The sequence below is a fragment of the Microbacterium xerophyticum genome (assembly GCF_053543555.1).
This window is the reverse complement of sequence record NZ_JBLVOB010000009.1, coordinates 111073-127249: the sequence shown is the minus strand read 5'-3', so window position 1 is coordinate 127249 and position 16177 is coordinate 111073. Positions and strand designations below refer to the sequence as shown.

At 67.9% G+C, this 16177-nt stretch carries 18 protein-coding genes and 1 tRNA gene; 10 read left to right on the top strand and 9 right to left on the bottom strand.

Going from position 1 to position 16177, the window contains the following annotated elements; genetic code table 11:
• A partial coding sequence (locus ACNPNP_RS18500; RefSeq protein ID WP_448967508.1) for a MarR family winged helix-turn-helix transcriptional regulator occupies window positions 1–564 on the bottom strand: 564 nt, incomplete at its 3' end.
• 74 nt (window positions 565–638) lie between these two features.
• On the opposite strand from ACNPNP_RS18500, the gene ACNPNP_RS18495 reads away from it, so the two are divergent.
• Window positions 639–2813 carry an MMPL family transporter gene (locus ACNPNP_RS18495; protein ID WP_448967507.1) on the top strand — a complete coding sequence of 725 codons (2175 nt, stop codon included), beginning with the start codon at window positions 639–641 and terminating at the stop codon, window positions 2811–2813.
• A gap of 24 nt (window positions 2814–2837) precedes the next feature.
• Here the strand turns inward: ACNPNP_RS18495 and ACNPNP_RS18490 are convergent, their stop codons facing one another.
• Window positions 2838–3218 carry a hypothetical protein gene (locus ACNPNP_RS18490; RefSeq protein WP_448967506.1) on the bottom strand — a complete coding sequence of 127 codons (381 nt, stop codon included), beginning with the start codon at window positions 3216–3218 and terminating at the stop codon, window positions 2838–2840.
• 112 nt (window positions 3219–3330) lie between these two features.
• On the opposite strand from ACNPNP_RS18490, the gene ACNPNP_RS18485 reads away from it, so the two are divergent.
• Window positions 3331–3615, top strand: a complete 285-nt coding sequence (locus ACNPNP_RS18485; protein ID WP_448967505.1) for a hypothetical protein — start codon at window positions 3331–3333, stop codon at window positions 3613–3615.
• A complete protein-coding gene (locus tag ACNPNP_RS18480) occupies window positions 3615–3884 on the top strand; it encodes a hypothetical protein (protein ID WP_448967504.1) in 270 nt (89 codons plus the stop codon). The genes ACNPNP_RS18485 and ACNPNP_RS18480 overlap by 1 nt, the downstream gene beginning before the upstream one ends.
• Before the next feature lie 15 nt (window positions 3885–3899).
• On the opposite strand, the gene ACNPNP_RS18475 is transcribed toward ACNPNP_RS18480, so the two are convergent.
• The 5 genes from ACNPNP_RS18475 to ACNPNP_RS18455 all read right to left on the bottom strand — a co-directional run bounded on the left by ACNPNP_RS18475 (window position 3900) and on the right by ACNPNP_RS18455 (window position 7208).
• Window positions 3900–4406 (bottom strand): hypothetical protein, encoded by a 507-nt coding sequence (locus tag ACNPNP_RS18475; RefSeq protein ID WP_448967503.1) that lies wholly within the window; start codon window positions 4404–4406, stop codon window positions 3900–3902.
• 57 nt (window positions 4407–4463) lie between these two features.
• Window positions 4464–4535, bottom strand: a tRNA-Arg gene (locus tag ACNPNP_RS18470).
• Between the two features lie 39 nt (window positions 4536–4574).
• Window positions 4575–5072, bottom strand: coding sequence for an HNH endonuclease (locus ACNPNP_RS18465; protein ID WP_448967502.1), 498 nt, complete (start codon window positions 5070–5072; stop codon window positions 4575–4577).
• Between the two features lie 326 nt (window positions 5073–5398).
• On the bottom strand, window positions 5399–6148 hold the full coding sequence (locus tag ACNPNP_RS18460) for a M23 family metallopeptidase (RefSeq protein ID WP_448967501.1): 750 nt from the start codon (window positions 6146–6148) through the stop codon (window positions 5399–5401).
• Window positions 6149–6506: 358 nt separating this feature from the next.
• Window positions 6507–7208 (bottom strand): iron-dependent transcriptional repressor DtxR, encoded by a 702-nt coding sequence (locus tag ACNPNP_RS18455; RefSeq protein ID WP_448967500.1) that lies wholly within the window; start codon window positions 7206–7208, stop codon window positions 6507–6509.
• Window positions 7209–7309: 101 nt separating this feature from the next.
• On the opposite strand from ACNPNP_RS18455, the gene serC reads away from it, so the two are divergent.
• Window positions 7310–8422, top strand: coding sequence for a phosphoserine transaminase (gene serC, locus ACNPNP_RS18450; protein ID WP_448967499.1), 1113 nt, complete (start codon window positions 7310–7312; stop codon window positions 8420–8422).
• A 30-nt stretch (window positions 8423–8452) separates the two neighbouring features.
• Here the strand turns inward: serC and ACNPNP_RS18445 are convergent, their stop codons facing one another.
• Together ACNPNP_RS18445 and ACNPNP_RS18440 are read right to left on the bottom strand one after the other, a co-directional pair.
• Window positions 8453–9052 carry a DUF3027 domain-containing protein gene (locus ACNPNP_RS18445; RefSeq protein ID WP_448967498.1) on the bottom strand — a complete coding sequence of 200 codons (600 nt, stop codon included), beginning with the start codon at window positions 9050–9052 and terminating at the stop codon, window positions 8453–8455.
• On the bottom strand, window positions 9045–9425 hold the full coding sequence (locus ACNPNP_RS18440) for a cold-shock protein (RefSeq protein ID WP_448967497.1): 381 nt from the start codon (window positions 9423–9425) through the stop codon (window positions 9045–9047). The genes ACNPNP_RS18445 and ACNPNP_RS18440 overlap by 8 nt, the downstream gene beginning before the upstream one ends.
• 94 nt (window positions 9426–9519) lie before the next feature.
• Between ACNPNP_RS18440 and ACNPNP_RS18435 the strand changes: the two genes are divergently transcribed.
• From ACNPNP_RS18435 to ACNPNP_RS18410, 6 genes are all read left to right on the top strand, one after another.
• Window positions 9520–9795, top strand: coding sequence for a multidrug ABC transporter ATPase (locus ACNPNP_RS18435; protein ID WP_448967496.1), 276 nt, complete (start codon window positions 9520–9522; stop codon window positions 9793–9795).
• 2 nt (window positions 9796–9797) lie between these two features.
• Entirely contained in the window at window positions 9798–11564 is a 1767-nt protein-coding gene (locus tag ACNPNP_RS18430; RefSeq protein WP_448967495.1) for a helicase-associated domain-containing protein, read from the top strand.
• A gap of 27 nt (window positions 11565–11591) precedes the next feature.
• Window positions 11592–13235 carry a DNA repair helicase XPB gene (locus tag ACNPNP_RS18425; protein ID WP_448967494.1) on the top strand — a complete coding sequence of 548 codons (1644 nt, stop codon included), beginning with the start codon at window positions 11592–11594 and terminating at the stop codon, window positions 13233–13235.
• Window positions 13236–13308: 73 nt separating this feature from the next.
• Window positions 13309–13995 (top strand): response regulator transcription factor, encoded by a 687-nt coding sequence (locus ACNPNP_RS18420; RefSeq protein ID WP_033106665.1) that lies wholly within the window; start codon window positions 13309–13311, stop codon window positions 13993–13995.
• A gap of 18 nt (window positions 13996–14013) precedes the next feature.
• Window positions 14014–15726, top strand: a complete 1713-nt coding sequence (locus ACNPNP_RS18415) for a sensor histidine kinase (protein ID WP_448967493.1) — start codon at window positions 14014–14016, stop codon at window positions 15724–15726.
• A gap of 111 nt (window positions 15727–15837) precedes the next feature.
• On the top strand, window positions 15838–16125 hold the full coding sequence (locus ACNPNP_RS18410; RefSeq protein WP_448967492.1) for a WXG100 family type VII secretion target: 288 nt from the start codon (window positions 15838–15840) through the stop codon (window positions 16123–16125).
• The last annotated feature ends 52 nt before the right edge of the window (window positions 16126–16177 follow it).

Below are 16177 nucleotides of genomic sequence, written 5' to 3'. Positions count from 1 at the left end.
CGGCACATCGCCGAGGGCGATCTCCGTCGTCATGTCCACGAGGAATCGTCGGACGGTCTCCCGCTCCTCGGAGGTCAACCGCGCGGCAGCGATGAAACGTCGCGCGTGCTGCCTGCCGACCGTCTCGATGGCAGAACGCCGCGTGGCGGGCGTGATCGCGATCGCCAGCGCGCGCCGGTCCGTCGGATGCGCGGAGCGGGTTATATGCCCCCCGCGCTCCAGCCGATCGAGCAACTTCGTCGTCGAGGCGGTCGAGATGCCGAGGTGCGCTGATATGCCGCCCGGTGTGGCCGTGGTGCCACGGTTCTCGCACGCGATCAGGAAGTGCAGCGCCCGCATGTCGGTCTGATTGAGCTTCATGTAGCGCAGTGAGGCCTCGGAGAGCTTCTGCTCGGCATCACGGAGCCCGCCGAGCGCCTGCATCAGTCCACTGATCTCGCGGATGTCCTGCGGGGCCATCCCCGCACGATCGACGAGTTCGCCTGCGGGATCACTGACGTCGACGTCGTAGATCTCCGTGCCGGAGGCGAACGGCCTCGGTTCGGCGTCGTCGGATGCGGGCATGAGGTCGATGCTATCTCCTCATCTCTTTACATGCTAAGGTTTATTCTTGCCTGGCTAGAGATATTGGGGATGACATGGTTCACGACAGCCGTCCGACCGAGCGCGTCCGCGTGCGGCGCCGCTCCTGGGCCCGCGTGCTCATCCCCGTCGTGCTGATCCTCGCCTGGCTCATCGCCGCGGGTCTGGGCGGCCCCCTGTTCGGCAAGGTCGACGAGGTGTCCTCGAACGACCAGACCAGCTACCTTCCCTCGTCGGCCGACGCCACGAAGGTTCAGGAGCTGCTCGGCGAGTTCAACGAGGGCGACTCGATCCCGGCGATCGCGGTGTTCGTCGGGACGGAGGAGCTCACCGACGCAGAGCTCGAGAGCATCACGGATGCCGTGGCCGATGCACCCGAGCTCGAGGGCATCAGCGACGAAGTCTCCCCCGCGATCGCCTCGGATGACGGCCTCGCCGCTCAGGCGTTCATCCCGATCCGGAGCGATGCAGAACTCGCCGACACCGCGCAGGCGCTCGGTGCGCAGTTGCAGGAGGCGGCGCCGGACGGTGTCACCGTCTACATCACCGGGCCCGCCGGATTCAGCGCCGACCTCGTAGCCGGGTTCTCCGGGATCGACGGACTGCTGCTCGGCGTGGCCCTTCTGGCCGTGTTCGTGATCCTGATCCTCGTATACCGATCGCTGCTGCTGCCCATCGTCGTGCTCTCGACGAGCCTGTTCGCCCTGTGCGTCGCGCTGCTCACGGTCTGGTGGCTCGCGAAGGCCGAGGTGCTGCTGCTCAGCGGTCAGACGCAGGGCATCCTGTTCATCCTCGTGATCGGCGCGGCGACCGACTACGCGTTGCTGTTCGTCGCCCGTTTCCGCGAAGAGCTGCGCGTCACGCACGACAAGGGCGCCGCGGTCCTCGCGGCGTGGAAGGGGTCGTTCGAGCCGATCCTCGCGTCCGGCGGGACGGTGATCGCCGGGCTGCTCTGCCTGCTGCTGAGCGATCTGAAGTCCAACAGCACACTGGGCCCGGTCGCCGCGATCGGCATCGTCTTCGCCATGCTCTCCGCGCTCACGCTGCTGCCGTCCATGCTGCTCCTGTTCGGACGCGCGGTGTTCTGGCCGCGCAGACCGGCGTTCGAGCCGGACGTCGTGGCCGCCGAAGGCGCCATGCCGACGAAGGGCCTGTGGGCGAAGCTCGCCGGGCTGATCAGAAGGCGACCTCGCCTGATCTGGATCGCGACGACGCTCGTGCTGCTGGCGGGAGCCGTGGGCGTCACGCAACTCGACGCGGTCGGAGTGCCGCAGTCCGATCTCGTGATCGGTGAATCAGAGGCCCGCGACGGACAGGTGGCGCTCGGCGAGCACTTCCCCGGCGGTTCGGGAAGCCCCGCATACGTGGTCGTGGACGAGGGCTCTCTGCAGGACGTCGCCGACGTGCTGCTGGCGCACGACGGCGTGGATGCTGTCACCGTCACCGCATCCGACTCCCCCAGCGGCACCGCGAATGTGACGGCCGACGGCATCTCCGCCGTGGGTCCTCCCGGCACACCCGCGCCGGAGCCGACCGTCGTCGACGGCGACGTCATGCTGCAGGCGACGCTGACTGATGCCGCGGACTCCGACGCCGCAGCATCCACGGTTCGCGACATCCGCGTCCAGCTCGCCGACGACGATGCCCTGGTGGGCGGTGTCACGGCGACTTCGGTGGACACGAACGATGCCTCGATCCACGACCGCAATCTGATCATCCCCGTGATCCTCGTCGTGATCATGCTGATCCTGATGCTTCTGCTGCGCTCGATCCTCGCGCCGGTGCTGCTGATCCTGACCACGGTGCTCTCCTTCGGCACGGCGATGGGCGTCTCCGCACTCGTGTTCAACGGGATCTTCGACTTCCCCGGCGCGGATCCCGCAGTGCCGCTCTACGGCTTCGTGTTCCTGGTCGCGCTCGGCATCGACTACAACATCTTCCTGATGACCCGTGTGCGCGAGGAGTCGATCGCGCACGGCACCAGGCAGGGCGTGCTGCGCGGGCTCTCGATCACTGGCGGCGTGATCACGTCAGCCGGACTCGTGCTCGCCGCGACCTTCGCCGCGCTGTCGGTGATCCCGATCCTGTTCCTCGTCCAGCTGGCGTTCATCGTCGCGTTCGGAGTGCTGCTCGACACGTTCATCGTGCGGTCCCTGCTCGTTCCGGCGTTGAGCTATGACATCGGGCGACGGATCTGGTGGCCGTCGAAACTGGGGCGCGGCGAGGACTGACGCCGAGCCCGGCGGCCCGCCTGCTCAGACGAAGGCCGGCAGGAATGACACGACGAAGCCGATCACGCCGGCGGCCGTGAAGATGATGCCGAGCGTGAGCAGCAGACGCCTGCCCATCGGCGGATGGATCCGTGCGTTCTCCGGGTTCCTGGTGCTGACGTAGCCGCTGTGCCAGTCATCCGCCGTCAGTTCGGAATCCCGCAGGGGTCTTTCATGGAAGTCCCCGCGGGCGAACCAGCGTGCGACTGCGACCCCGTCCCGCTCCACGACGGCGATGTCGACGCGTTCCCAGTGCCCCTCGGCGAGCGCGACCATGCCGGCGATGACGAGCAGCGGGATGCCGACACCGAGTCCGATCCACGACATCGCCTCGCCGACCGCACCGAGGGTGTCGATGATCTGCACCTGTTCATCGTATGCGTATAACGCGGAGCATCCTTCCGGTCAAGCGGGTCGTGTCTCGAGGACCCGGGGTCTAGCGTGGCAGTCCCACATCGATCGAGAGGATGGACAGCTCATGAGCGGCATCGAGGATCAGGGCCTGCGCCCGGAGAAAGTCGAACCGGCGCCGGTCGACGACTCAGAGGACCGAGGACCGAGCGCCGAGGGCGAGTGGCGATCCGTCGACCCCGACGACGAGGCCGACTCCCGAGGCGGGACGCATCCCGATCCGTCCCGCGCCGGCCACACCTCCCAGGCGGAGGGCGAGGATCCCGCGAGTGCCGACGGGCATCCGGATCCCGAGCGCCCCGGTCACCCCTCGCAGGCCGAGGGCGAAGATCGAGAGGACGGAGGAGCGTGATGGACGCCCAGACGGATCCGGGGGAGTCTCCCGAGCGCGAGCGCACGGAGGATCAGGAGACCACGACGGCGAACAAGCCCGGGGAACCGGCCCCGCCGGACGATGCGGAAGAGCCGACGACGGATGACCTGCAGGAGCCGAGTACGGAGAAGGCGCCCGACGAAGCGCCCAAGGCTCCGGAGAGATCAGAACCGGAGCCGAGTCATGAGGCGGTCGGCATCGGGATCATCGGTCGTCCGCAGACGGAGATGGACGAGGAGACCGACTGACCCCTCCCCCTTTCCTCAGCGGGCTGAGCAGAGGATCAGCGTGGAGCTGACATTGGCGGCGGTCTTCGCGCCGGAGCCGCTGTAGCCGGGCGGAAGCGTCACGACCGCGTTGAGTTGGAACGCGACCGTGATCGACAGGGTCGTGCGCAAGGCGATCGTCGCGCCCGCGGGCAGCGGGGTGGTGAGCGTCACCTGGCGGCTCGTGTTCGAAAGGACCGCGACGGTGGCCGTGCCGCCGCTGACGCTGAAGACGCCGATGTTCGCGATGCCGGAGCCGATGATCGTCACGGTCGTACCGACGGGCAGGGGCGTGGTCGGACCGGCCTCCAAGGTGAAGCCAGGGCCGAGGAGGTCGAGAATCCCACAGCTGCCGCGGACCGCGAAAGCACCCGCGTCGATGACGGAGGCGGCGGCGAGCGGGGTCGCCACCGCCGCAGCGATGACGGGCACCGACCATGCGGCACCCTTCATGACCGTGCGGCGCGAAGGTTCGGAGAGGTGGGACTGCTCTGGCACGCTCATTGTGTCCGTTCGGGATCGTCAGCGAGGTCGTTCTGTCTGATCACCATGAGAACTCGGTGCCCCTGGAGGGACTCGAACCCCCAACCGTTTGCTTAGGACGCAACTGCTCTTCCATTGAGCTACAGAGGCTGGCCAGACAAGTCTATCCATGTGCGCAGGTGGCCGCTGTCACGCAGCCAGCGCGAGGTACGGCTCCCAACACGGGTCGCTGCGCTCCGTCCCTCGTACGGTCCAGGCCGTACCGTGCGGCGGACGCGGCGCGAAGCGCAGTTCCCAGCGCATCTCCTGCGGGGTGCGGTCGCTCTTGACGTTGTTGCAGCGCAGGCAGCACGCGACGAGGTTCTCCCATGAATCCGCTCCCCCGCGCGAGCGCGGCAGCACATGATCGATCGTCGAAGCGGCCTTGCCGCAGTACCCGCAGCGGTGGTTGTCGCGCCGCAGGACTCCACGCCTGGTCACCGGCACGCGCCTGCTCATCGGCAGCCGCACGTATCTGCGGAGGATGATGACGGCCGGACGGTCGTACGGACCGTGCGCGCCCCAGACGGGATCGTCTTCCACGCGTTCGACCACGGTGGCCTTCTGATTCATCACGAGCACCAGGGCTCGTTTGAAGGACACCACCGCGAGCGGCTCGTACCCGGCGTTCAGAACTAGTGTGCGCATCGTCATCCTCTCGATCCGCCGGGACGGCTTCCCGGCACTCTCGAATCACACGACGTCACTCGAACAGCAGAATCTGCGCAGGGACGAAAAAAGGCGCCGTCTCAGAGACAGCGCCTTTCGCACACGACAACATCGGTGCATCCCTGCGGGCGATGCCGAAGGACGTAACGACCGAGCGCATCCATGGTGCGGATGCTCGGTATTCGTTCCATCGGCTTCTCCCGTCCGTGCGACGACGGGATCAGATTAGCCCATCGCACCGAAGGATGACCAAACGCCGGGTTAACACTCAGACCCGTGTCGGGTCGTGAATCGACTCGGAGGGCTCAGCCCGCGTTCGCTGCGAGCCAGGAGTACGGCTCGAGGATGCTGCCGTTGACGTGCACTTCGAAGTGGAGGTGATTCGCGGTGGAGCTTCCGGTGCTGCCGACCCCGCCGATGAGCTGGCCGGCCGCGACCGTCTGCCCTGCCGAGACCTGGCGCGTTCCGTTCGTCATGTGCGCGTACGTCGTCGAAACGGCCTGACCGCCGATGACGTGGTCGATCACGACGGCGACGCCGTAGCCGTAGTAGCTTTCGGACGACACACGCACGACACCGGCGGCTGCCGCGTAGATCGGCGTGCCTGCCGGGGCGAGCATGTCTGCGCCGTCGTGGCCGCCGCTGTCGGGGCCGACCGTCGTGCGGCCTTCGGTGTACGAGCCCCGCGGCAGCGGGTATCGGACTTCACCGGATCCCGGCGAGACGAGCGCGTAGCTTCCGATGTCGATGCTTCCGCCGGACGCACCGGACGAAGCGGCTGCGGCGGCTCGGGAAGCGGCAGCCGCGGCGGCGGCAGCAGCAGCCTCCTCGGCCTTCTTCTCGTCGATCTCCTCCTGCGTGGTCGCGCTGTACTTCGACCGGTCGAGCGGAGCGGATGTCGCGGCGGAGGCCACGACGAGGGACTGAGAGTCGTCGGCGGCGACCTGCTGAAGGGTCGCGGGCGCGTCGACCGGCGTCGAGGATGCCGCGTATGCGGGCAACGCCACCGCGGCGACGAGTGCGCCGACCGCGCCGAAGATGGCGATCGACCGCATCGGCTTGATCATCTTTCGCGCGACGTCGCGAGGGGCGCCGGCGCGACTGCGCTTCAGAGACTTTTCAGATGTGTTCGCGGTCGGTTCGATATCTGCGGCCAAAAGGGAATCCTCCAGTGCCTCGACGCTCGGGTGCGCTGGCTCGTCTTCACTCTGCTACTCGTGCCACCCACTCGATGGCATTCTGTGCGGATTGTCCGCGGAGAGGACGAGCCGGTGAGGCGATCTTCGCGGGAATGCCATCAGCGGGCTTCTTCACTGACGACCTGTCCGAGGTTACCGGAAGATAACGATTCTGTCACCCTGAGACGCTGGCAATCCCCCGAAAGGCGCGTTCCGGCGTCGCAGCCGAGTACTGTCAGGCCGGCTCGCCCACCAGGAAGATGTGCGAGGCGAGCTCGACGGGCAGCTCCAGGCCCTCGTCGATGCCGTCCATCTGGATCAGCACGTATCCCTCGCTGAAGCGGTAGTTGCCGCGCGCACCGGGCACGACGCCCGCATCGCGGAGCTGCTCGAGAAGCTCCGGATCGACCTGGGCCGGCTCGGCGAGACGCCGGACTGTGCCCTCGATCGGCTCGCCCGCCGCGGTGAGCCGCTTGACGAGACCGACGACCCCGTCGTCGAACGTACGGGCCGGGATGTCGCCCAGCTGGTCGAGACCGGGGATCGGGTTCCCGTAGGGCGACTCGGTGGGGTGCCCGAGAAGCTCGACGAGCCGGCGCTCCACCTGCTCGCTCATGACGTGCTCCCAGCGGCAGGCCTCTTCGTGCACGAATGCCCAGTCCAGCCCGATCACATCGGAGAGCAACCGCTCCGCGAGACGGTGCTTGCGCATCACGTCGACGGCCTTGCGGCGGCCTGCATCCGTGAGCTCGAGCGTGCGGTCCTCGGAGACGACGACGAGACCGTCGCGCTCCATGCGGCCGACGGTCTGCGAGACCGTGGGCCCCGAGTGACCGAGCCGCTCGGAGATCCGCGCGCGCAGCGGAACGATGTTCTCCTCTTCGAGTTCGAGGATGGTGCGGAGATACATCTCCGTCGTGTCGATCAAGTCCGTCATTAGGCCCTCCGGGTCTTCTTAGGCAAGCCTACATTCTCGCGTGGGCCTCGGAGCGGGTCACACGGAGAAACGGCGTCCGCTCGCGCCCCTAGAATCGACGCATGGCGATCGAGATTCCCCGTGACCTCCTGCCCGTAGACGGCCGCTTCGGCTGCGGCCCCTCGAAGGTGCGCGCAGCGCAGCTCGAGGCGCTGGTCACTTCGGGGGCCGGCATCCTGGGCACTTCGCATCGTCAGGCGCCGGTGAAGAACCTGGTGGGCAGCGTGCGCGAGCAGTTCGCGTCCCTTTTCCGCATTCCCGAGGGGTACGAGATCGTCCTCGGCAACGGCGGATCGACCGCGTTCTGGGATGCTGCGGCCTTCGGCCTCATCGAGCGGCGCAGCCAGAACCTCACATTCGGCGAGTTCGGCGGAAAATTCGCCAAGGCCGCCGCCGCACCGTGGCTCGAAGCGCCCGACGTCCGCACGGCCGAACCCGGCTCTCTCGCCACCGCAGAGATCGTCGACGGTGTCGACGTGTACGCCTGGCCGCACAACGAGACCTCGACAGGTGTCGCCGCCTCGGTCGCCCGCGTTCACGCCGACGGCGCCCTCACCGTGATCGACGCGACCAGCGCCGCCGGTGGTATCGACATCGATGTGAGCGAGGCGGATGTCTACTACTTCGCGCCGCAGAAGAACCTCGGCTCCGACGGTGGGCTGTGGTTCGCCGTCATGTCGCCGGCCGCCATCGAGCGGATCGAGCGGATCGCCGCATCCGACCGGTACATCCCCGAGTTCCTGAGCCTGAAGAACGCCGTCGACAACTCACGTCTGAACCAGACGCTGAACACGCCCGCGCTGACGACCCTTCACCTGCTGGACAGCCAGCTCAAGTGGATCAACGAGAGCGGCGGTCTCTCCTGGGCCGGAGCGCGCACGGCGGAATCCTCGCAGGCGCTGTACGACTGGGCGGAGGCGTCCCCCGTGGCGACGCCGTTCGTCACAGACCCGGCGCACCGATCCCCCGTCGTCGTGACGGTCGACTTCGACGAGAGCGTCGACGCGGCGGCGATCGCGAAGACCCTGCGCTCGAACGGCATCGTCGACACCGAGCCGTACCGCAAGCTGGGACGCAATCAGCTGCGCGTGGCGACCTTCGTGTCGATAGAGCCCGACGACGTCCGTCAGCTCATCCGCTCGATCGACTACGTCCTGGCGAACACCGGAGCCTGATTCCGGCGCGGGGCCGGGCCGCCCTGCGGCCTATTCCTCTTCGTCGGAATCGTCGTCGTCGGAATCGTCATCCGCGGCGGAATCGTCGAGCTCATCGATGTCGACGCCGTCGAGGTCGCCCGCATGCAGAGCGCGCGGCTCCGAGGCGTCATCGTCGTCGTCTTCGTCATCATCGTCGTCGTCGTCGTCGTCGTCGAGATCGTCGTCGTCGACGACGTGATCGTCGAAGTCGTCCTCATCATCGGCGTCGTCGTCCGCATCTTCGACATCCGCCGTCTCGCCGCCCTCGGCAGCGGCCGCCGCCTGCTCGGCGAGTTCGACCTGGTGCGCGCGGTACTCCGCGAGGCGCTCGGCCCACGGCACCCACTCGGGCGCGAGGAGGGCGGCGTCGGTCGGCATCAATTCCGCTTCGAGGACAGTCGGCTCCGCGTCGTCCACGCGAGCGACGGTGACGGTCCAGTACCAGCCGGGATATCCGGGCAGTCGGTTCTCGAAGCGCAGCGACACCGAACCGTCGTCTTCCACTAGGTAGCCGGCCGCGGGGCCGACGGTCGAGGCGGGAGTGATCTCGTGCAGCGCCGCGAGCGCGAGATCATGCGCGCCGATCAGGCGTGCGTCGGCATCAGGCATCGAGGTCCTCAGCGACCTTGCGCAGCATCGCGGCGATCTTGCGACCGTGGCTGGAGGACGGGTAACGACCACGACGGAGGTCACCGCCGATGCTGTCGAGGAGCTTCACGAGATCCTCGACGATGATCGCCATGTCATCGGCGGGCTTTCGCTTCGCCTTCGCGAGACTCACGGGTGCTTCGAGCACTCGCACTGACAGCGCCTGCAGACCGCGCTTGCCGTCGGCGACGCCGAATTCGACACGGGCGCCCTGCTTGACCGTCGCGCCTGCAGGCAGAGCGGAGGCGTGGAGGAAGACATCCTGGCCGTCATCGCTGGCAATGAAGCCGAAGCCCTTCTCGTCGTCGTAGAACCTGACCTTGCCGGTGGGCATGGAGAACCTCGCTGTGTGATGGTGCGGAAAAGAAGGCGCGCTCGTACGCGTCCACCCCCAGCCTACCGGTGTTGGAGGGACTAGGCTGAGACGGATGAGCACGCAGAATTCCGGACCGGACGTTCCCGTCCGCCGCCTGGATCGCATCCTCGCCTTCACGGCGCTGACGCTCGCCGCACTCTCCGTGATCTGCTTTTTCGCGATCATCATCGGCAGTGCCACCGGAATGACGCAGGCGTCGTTCTCCGAGGGCGTCTGGCCGGCCATCGTGGCGATCCCGCCGTACGGTCTGCCGATCGCGTTCGCGATGATCATCGCGCTGCTCGTGATGAGCTTCGTGAGGAAGGGACGCGCCGCAAAGCGCTCCTGACGATGAGCACGCATGCCCGCCCGCTCGCTGTGTGGTTGGCTGCTGCGAGCGATTCGCAGCTGTCCGCCCTCTTCGAGGCGCGCGGAGTGCGGCCCGATTCATCGTGGTCGGATTTCTTCGACGCCGCGGAGGAGCTGCTCGAGACGGCATCCATCGAGCGGATGCTGCCGCGACTGACTCTGCAGGAGGCGACGCAGCTGCACCGCGCGGTCGCACGCACGACGGACGGCGGCGAGGGATCCGTCGCCGGAGCCCCTGCAACGGAAGAGAGCGCCGCGCTGGTCGCGCTGGCGCTGCTGCGCCCGGACGGCACACCGTATCCGCCGGTCGTCGACGCCGTGAGCGCTCGCGAGCTTCCCGCGCTGCCCGCACCGGAGGATGCGGTGCCGGCCTCGGATATCGCGGAGGCGCACGCCGCTGAACGCGCATTCACCAGTGTCTCGGCGCTCGCAGATCTGCTCATGATGGCGAGGGAGACCCCACTGGCGCTCCTGACCAGCGGGAGCCTCGCCGCCGGTGAGAAGCGGCGACTGCTCGATGCCGGTCTTGCGCTCGACAACATCGACGCGCTCGTGGCACTCGCGGCGGATGCCGCGCTCGTGACCACGGCGCATCGACTGCTGCGCCTCACCGCGCTCGGTGAGAGCTGGCTCCGACTCACGGCGCTCGAACGGTGGACCCGCCTGAGCGAGGCCTTCCGCGTCGCGCTCCCCCGCGGGCTGCGCAACGACTCCGGCGGGTGGCTGCCGGTGCGGTCGTGGGAGCACCAGCATCCGTGGGATCCGTCCTGGAGCGAGCGATCCGCCGCGCTCCGCGACCGCGCTCACCTGCTCGGCCTCATCGCCGAGCAGGACAGCGAGCCGACCTGGGCGGCGCCCATCCGCGAAGGTCGCCCCGCCGAGATCTCCGAACTGCAGCGGTTGCTCCCCGCCGAGGTCGACCGGATCTTCCTGCAGAACGATCTGTCCGCGATCGCGCCGGGTCCGCTCGCGCCGGCACTCGACGTGCGGTTGCGGGGCATCGCGGCACGCGAGTCGACTGCACAGGCCTCGTCCTACCGGTTCACGAGCGAGTCCGTCTCGCACGCGCTCGCCGCCGGGGAGACGGCATCGTCCATCCTCGAGTTCCTCGAGCAGCTCTCCCTGACGGGGATACCCCAGCCGCTCGAGTATCTCGTCACGCAGACCGCCCAACGCCACGGCCTCGTGCGCGTGTTCACCGATCCGCAGACGGAGCGCACGAGAGTCGCCAGCACCGATGTCACGCTGCTCGACGCGATGGGCGTCGATCAGTCGCTGCGCCCGCTCGGCCTTTCGCGCGATGCCTCCGGCCTGTCGTCGAGGGTGGGGCGGGACACCGTGTACTGGGCGCTGACCGATGCGCGCTACCCGGCCACGATCGTGGGCTCGGACGGGCGACCGCAGGTCGTCGACCGGAACCCTGCACCGCCGGCGGAGATGAGCGAGCCGCCGTCGTACGATGCGCTCATCGCACGACTCCGCGATCACCAGGGACCGGATGCGGATGCGGCGTGGCTCGACCGCGAACTCGAAGCGGCAGTGCGCACCAAGGCCGTGCTGGTCGTCGAGGTGGGCATGCCTGACGGTTCGACGCGCGAATTCCTGCTCGAGGCCAGCGGACTCGGTGGAGGCCGGCTGCGCGGTCGGGATCGTGCCGCGGACGTCGAGCGCACGCTGCCCGTCAAGAGCATCCGTTCGGCGCGGGTGTTCGATCCGTCACCGCCCGCTCCGACGACGTCGAGCCCGTGACACCCGAGCGCGGTAGACTGGTCAGCTATGTCTGATGGCCCACTGATCGTCCAGAGCGACCGCACCGTTCTGCTCGAAGTCGCGCATGCGGATGCGGAGAGCGCCCGGCACGAACTGGCGATCTTCGCCGAGTTGGAACGCGCCCCCGAGCACATCCACACCTACCGGATCACCCGCCTCGGCCTGTGGAACGCCCGCGCCGCCGGCCACACCGCGGAAGACATGCTCGAGACGCTCGATCGCTGGTCGCGCTTCCCCGTGCCGCCGTCGGTATCGGTCGATCTGCGCGAGACCGTGAACCGATACGGCCGCCTGGTGATCGAACGCGACGACGAGGGCGTGCTGATCCTCAGTTCGAACGATCCTGCGGTGCTCGCCCAGGTCGCGAACAACAAGCGCATCCAGCCGCTGCTGATCGGCCACCCCGCTCCCGATCGCTACGCGGTCGACGCATGGGCACGCGGCCAGATCAAGCAGGAACTGCTGAAGATCGGCTGGCCGGCGGAGGATCTCGCCGGCTACACGCCCGGGACCCCGTACGACATCGACCTCGCCGAGGACGGATGGCGGGTGCGCCCGTACCAGCAGGATGCGGTCGATGCGTTCTCGAAGGACGGCTCCGGCGTCGTGGTCCTGCCGTGCGGTGCCGGCAAGACGATCGTCGGCGCCGGCGCCATGGCCGCGACCAAGACGACGACCCTCATCCTCGTCACCAACACCGTCTCGGCCAGGCAGTGGCGCGATGAGCTGATCAAGCGGACCAGCCTGACGGCAGACGAGATCGGCGAGTACTCCGGTCAGGTCAAAGAGGTCAAGCCGGTCACGATCGCGACCTATCAGATCCTCACCGCGAAGCGGAAGGGCGAGTACGCGCACCTCGCGCTGCTGGATGCCCTGGACTGGGGCCTGATCGTCTACGACGAGGTGCACCTCCTGCCGGCGCCCGTGTTCAAGCTCACCGCCGACCTCCAGGCGCGGCGCCGCATCGGCCTCACCGCCACGCTCGTGCGCGAGGACGGCCGCGAGGGCGACGTGTTCAGCCTGATCGGCCCCAAGCGCTTCGACGCACCCTGGAAGCAGATCGAGGCGCAGGGCTTCATCTCCCCCGCCGCCTGCTACGAGGTGCGCGTCGACCTTCCCGCCTACGACCGTCTCGAGTACGCGGCGGCCACCGATGAGGATCGCTACCGTCTCGCGGCATCCGCTCCGGCGAAGATCGACGCCGTTCGGGAGCTGATCGCGAAGCATCCGGGCGAGCGCATCCTCGTGATCGGCCAGTACCTCGACCAGCTCGAGACGCTGTCCGAATCGCTGAATGCGCCGCAGATCACCGGTGCGACGCCCGTGGATGAGAGAGAAGAGCTGTATCGCCAGTTCCGCGAGGGCGAGATCGAGCTGCTCGTGGTGTCGAAGGTCGCGAACTTCTCGATCGATCTGCCTGAGGCATCGGTCGCCATCCAGGTGTCCGGCTCGTTCGGCTCACGCCAGGAAGAGGCCCAGCGCCTGGGCCGGCTGCTGCGCCCGAAGGAATCCGGTCACACGGCCAGCTTCTACACGCTCATCGCGCGCGACACGGTCGACCAGGACTACGCCCAGAACCGCCAGCGCTTCCTCGCCGAGCAGGGCTACAGCTACACGATCCTCGACGCGGACGCTCTCGCTGCGGCCTGATCGTCGGGCCGGCTGATCCGCCGATCCGACGGATATCCAGCCACTGCATCAGCGAAGTCACCATAATGGGGACATGACTGATGCGCGCATCCTGGTCGTCGACGACGAGCCGAACATCCGCGACCTGCTCTCCACGGGTCTCAGCTTCGCCGGATTTCAGGTGAAGACGGTCGCCAACGGCGCCGCCACGATCTCCGCAGTGCTCGAGGAGGAACCCGACCTCATCATCCTCGATGTGATGCTTCCCGACATGAACGGGTTCAGCGTGACCAAGCGCCTTCGCGGCGCCGGATTCACCGCGCCGATCCTCTTCCTCACGGCGAAGGACGACACCCAGGACAAGATCGAGGGCCTCAACGCCGGAGGCGACGACTACGTCACCAAGCCGTTCGCGCTCGACGAGATCGTCGCCCGCGCGCAGGCGATCCTCCGCCGCACCATGCAGGCGGATGAGGAGTCGATCATCCGTGCCGGCGAGCTGTCGATGGATCAGGACACCCACGACGTGTTCGTCGGCAAGGAGCCGATCGAGCTCAGCCCGACCGAGTTCAAGCTGCTGCGCTACCTCATGCTCAACCCGAACCGCGTCCTGTCGAAGGCGCAGATCCTCGACCACGTGTGGGAGTACGACTTCAACGGCGATGCGGGCATCGTGGAGAGCTACATCTCGTACCTGCGCCGGAAGATCGACCCGCACACCGAAGAGTCGGTCATCCAGACCAAGCGCGGCTTCGGCTACATGCTGAAGGTGGGGAAATAACCCTCGAAAGGGAGCCGCATGGGGCACAAGCCTGACGCGGTCACCGGCTGGTGGCGGCAGATCAGCCTCCGCGCCAAGGTCACCGGTGTCACGGTCGCCGTGCTCGCACTGGGTCTCGTGGTCGCCGGGATCGGTACGGTTCCGCTGCTGCGCAACTCCCTGATCAGCAACATCGACGCGCAGCTGCCGTCTCTGGTCACGAGCGACCTGGCCAGCCGCTGGTTCAACGTGGAGCTGGTCGACGGCGCCCTCGCTCTCTCGGCGTCTGAGAACGCCCCTCGCTCATCCGACTACTACTTCGCGATCTACGCCGCTGACGGCACGCGGCTCGCCGAGGCCGGCGGCACTGCGGATTCCGAGCGGCCGGTGTTCCCGGAGACGATGACCATCGCTCAGGCGCATGCGCAGGAGGAGGAGACCGGGATCCCGTTGCAGGGCGAGGACGGCGGAGCCTTCCACGGTGCTGTCGTGGTCAGCGACGGGCCGGCCGGCACGCTCTACGTGCAGTACGTCGCGCTCCCGCTGGAGGAGGCCGACAGCATCATCGCCACCTACTTCGGTGTGTACACCACCGTCGCGCTGGTGACGATCCTGATCGCGGCACTCCTGATCCGCGGTCTGGTCACCCTCACGTTCCGTCGTCTCGGCCAGGTCGAGTCGACGGCCATGCTCATCGCCTCGGGCGATTTCAGCCAGCGCCTGACTGATCTCGAACCCAGCACCGAGGTCGGACGCCTCAACTTCGCGATCAACACCATGCTCGAACGCATCGACCAGTCGATCGCCCAGCGCGACCGCACGGTGCAGCACATGCGCCGCTTCATCGGCGACGCCAGCCACGAGCTGCGCACCCCGCTCGTGAGCGTCCGCGGCTACGCGGAGCTCTACCGGATGGGCGCGATCCGTGGCGAGGAGGACACCGCCAGGGCGATGGAGCGCATCGAGAAGGAGGCGATCCGGATGGGTGTGCTCGTGGAGGATCTGCTCGCCCTCGCCCGTCTCGACGAGGAGCGCGAGCCCGAGATCGCGCCGCTCGATCTGCGCCCGGTCGCCAGGGACGCCGCTCTCGATCTGCGTGCGGCCGCACCCGGCCGCACGATCACGGTCATCGACAGGACCGCGGATGCCGTGGCCGTGGCGCCGCAACCCGCGCAGTCCCCGCATCCGACGACGACCACGACCGCGACCGGCCGCACCCGCACCGGGGCACTCGCGCGACTGCGGCGCCGTCCGCGCAACGCCGAGCCCGAGCGGCCGGAGATCGACTTCACTGAGGCCAGGGACACACCGGTGCGGACACCGCCGATCATCCTCGGCGAGGAGAACAAGGTGCGCCAGGTCGTCGCGAATCTGCTCGGCAACGCCCGCCGGTTCTCGAAGGAGGACAGCCCGATCGAACTCGTCGTCGACTCCGACCGCGCCGCCGGTACCGGCAGCATCGCGATCGTCGACCACGGTGAGGGCATCCCGCCGCAGATCCGCGAGCAGATCTTCGAACGCTTCTGGCGCGCCGACACCTCGCGCGCACGCGAAACCGGCGGATCGGGACTCGGCCTCGCGATCGTCGCGTCCATCGTGTCGGCCCTGCACGGGACGGTTCGCGTCGATGAGACCCGGGGCGGCGGAGCGACGTTCACCGTGACATTCCCGCTCGCTCCGGCGCATGCGACGCCCGAGCACCTGCTGGAGGACACGCAGCCGCTCGAGCGCCTCGACCTCGACTCGATCTGACTGCTTCTGCACTGCGGAGCCATCGGCGCGATCCTCCACCGATGCGGCTTCCGGCCCCCTCGACGGCGCTCTCGTCCTCGTAGTGTCGGGGCTCCGATGAGAGGAGTTCCCATGTCCGTCTACACCGTCGACACCGACGCGGTCTTCGCCGCCACAGGTGCCACCCGCGCAACCATGGAGAGGCTGCGCAGTGAATCGCTCGCGCTGAAGGGGCAGCTCACGCAGCTGCAGTCGTCGTGGACCGGTGCGGCATCCGTCGCGTTCCAGGGGTGCAGCGATCAGTGGAGCGCGGCTCAACTGCACGTCGAACAGGTGCTGGAGTCGATCAGCGCGGCCCTCGGGTCGGCGGCGACGCAGTACTCTGACGCCGATCAGTACTCTGCGAGCCTGTTCCGCTGACCCTGAGCCGTTCCATCGCCCCCCATGGAACGCAGGAACGCCCCCGCCCCCG

Bases quoted from the DNA above. Each gene is read 5' to 3' on its own strand.
- ACNPNP_RS18430 (WP_448967495.1), top strand. From the start codon at position 9,798: ATGAGCACGCATGCCCGCCCGCTCGCTGTGTGGTTGGCTGCTGCGAGC.
- ACNPNP_RS18410 (WP_448967492.1), top strand. From the start codon at position 15,838: ATGTCCGTCTACACCGTCGACACCGACGCGGTCTTCGCCGCCACAGGT.
- ACNPNP_RS18420 (WP_033106665.1), top strand. From the start codon at position 13,309: ATGACTGATGCGCGCATCCTGGTCGTCGACGACGAGCCGAACATCCGC.
- ACNPNP_RS18475 (WP_448967503.1), bottom strand. From the start codon at position 4,406: ATGAGCGTGCCAGAGCAGTCCCACCTCTCCGAACCTTCGCGCCGCACG.
- ACNPNP_RS18495 (WP_448967507.1), top strand. From the start codon at position 639: ATGGTTCACGACAGCCGTCCGACCGAGCGCGTCCGCGTGCGGCGCCGC.
- serC (WP_448967499.1), top strand. From the start codon at position 7,310: ATGGCGATCGAGATTCCCCGTGACCTCCTGCCCGTAGACGGCCGCTTC.
- ACNPNP_RS18455 (WP_448967500.1), bottom strand. From the start codon at position 7,208: ATGACGGACTTGATCGACACGACGGAGATGTATCTCCGCACCATCCTC.
- ACNPNP_RS18440 (WP_448967497.1), bottom strand. From the start codon at position 9,425: ATGCCCACCGGCAAGGTCAGGTTCTACGACGACGAGAAGGGCTTCGGC.
- ACNPNP_RS18460 (WP_448967501.1), bottom strand. From the start codon at position 6,148: ATGCGGTCGATCGCCATCTTCGGCGCGGTCGGCGCACTCGTCGCCGCG.
- ACNPNP_RS18485 (WP_448967505.1), top strand. From the start codon at position 3,331: ATGAGCGGCATCGAGGATCAGGGCCTGCGCCCGGAGAAAGTCGAACCG.
- ACNPNP_RS18425 (WP_448967494.1), top strand. From the start codon at position 11,592: ATGTCTGATGGCCCACTGATCGTCCAGAGCGACCGCACCGTTCTGCTC.
- ACNPNP_RS18415 (WP_448967493.1), top strand. From the start codon at position 14,014: ATGGGGCACAAGCCTGACGCGGTCACCGGCTGGTGGCGGCAGATCAGC.
- ACNPNP_RS18435 (WP_448967496.1), top strand. From the start codon at position 9,520: ATGAGCACGCAGAATTCCGGACCGGACGTTCCCGTCCGCCGCCTGGAT.
- ACNPNP_RS18465 (WP_448967502.1), bottom strand. From the start codon at position 5,072: ATGCGCACACTAGTTCTGAACGCCGGGTACGAGCCGCTCGCGGTGGTG.
- ACNPNP_RS18445 (WP_448967498.1), bottom strand. From the start codon at position 9,052: ATGCCTGATGCCGACGCACGCCTGATCGGCGCGCATGATCTCGCGCTC.
- ACNPNP_RS18480 (WP_448967504.1), top strand. From the start codon at position 3,615: ATGGACGCCCAGACGGATCCGGGGGAGTCTCCCGAGCGCGAGCGCACG.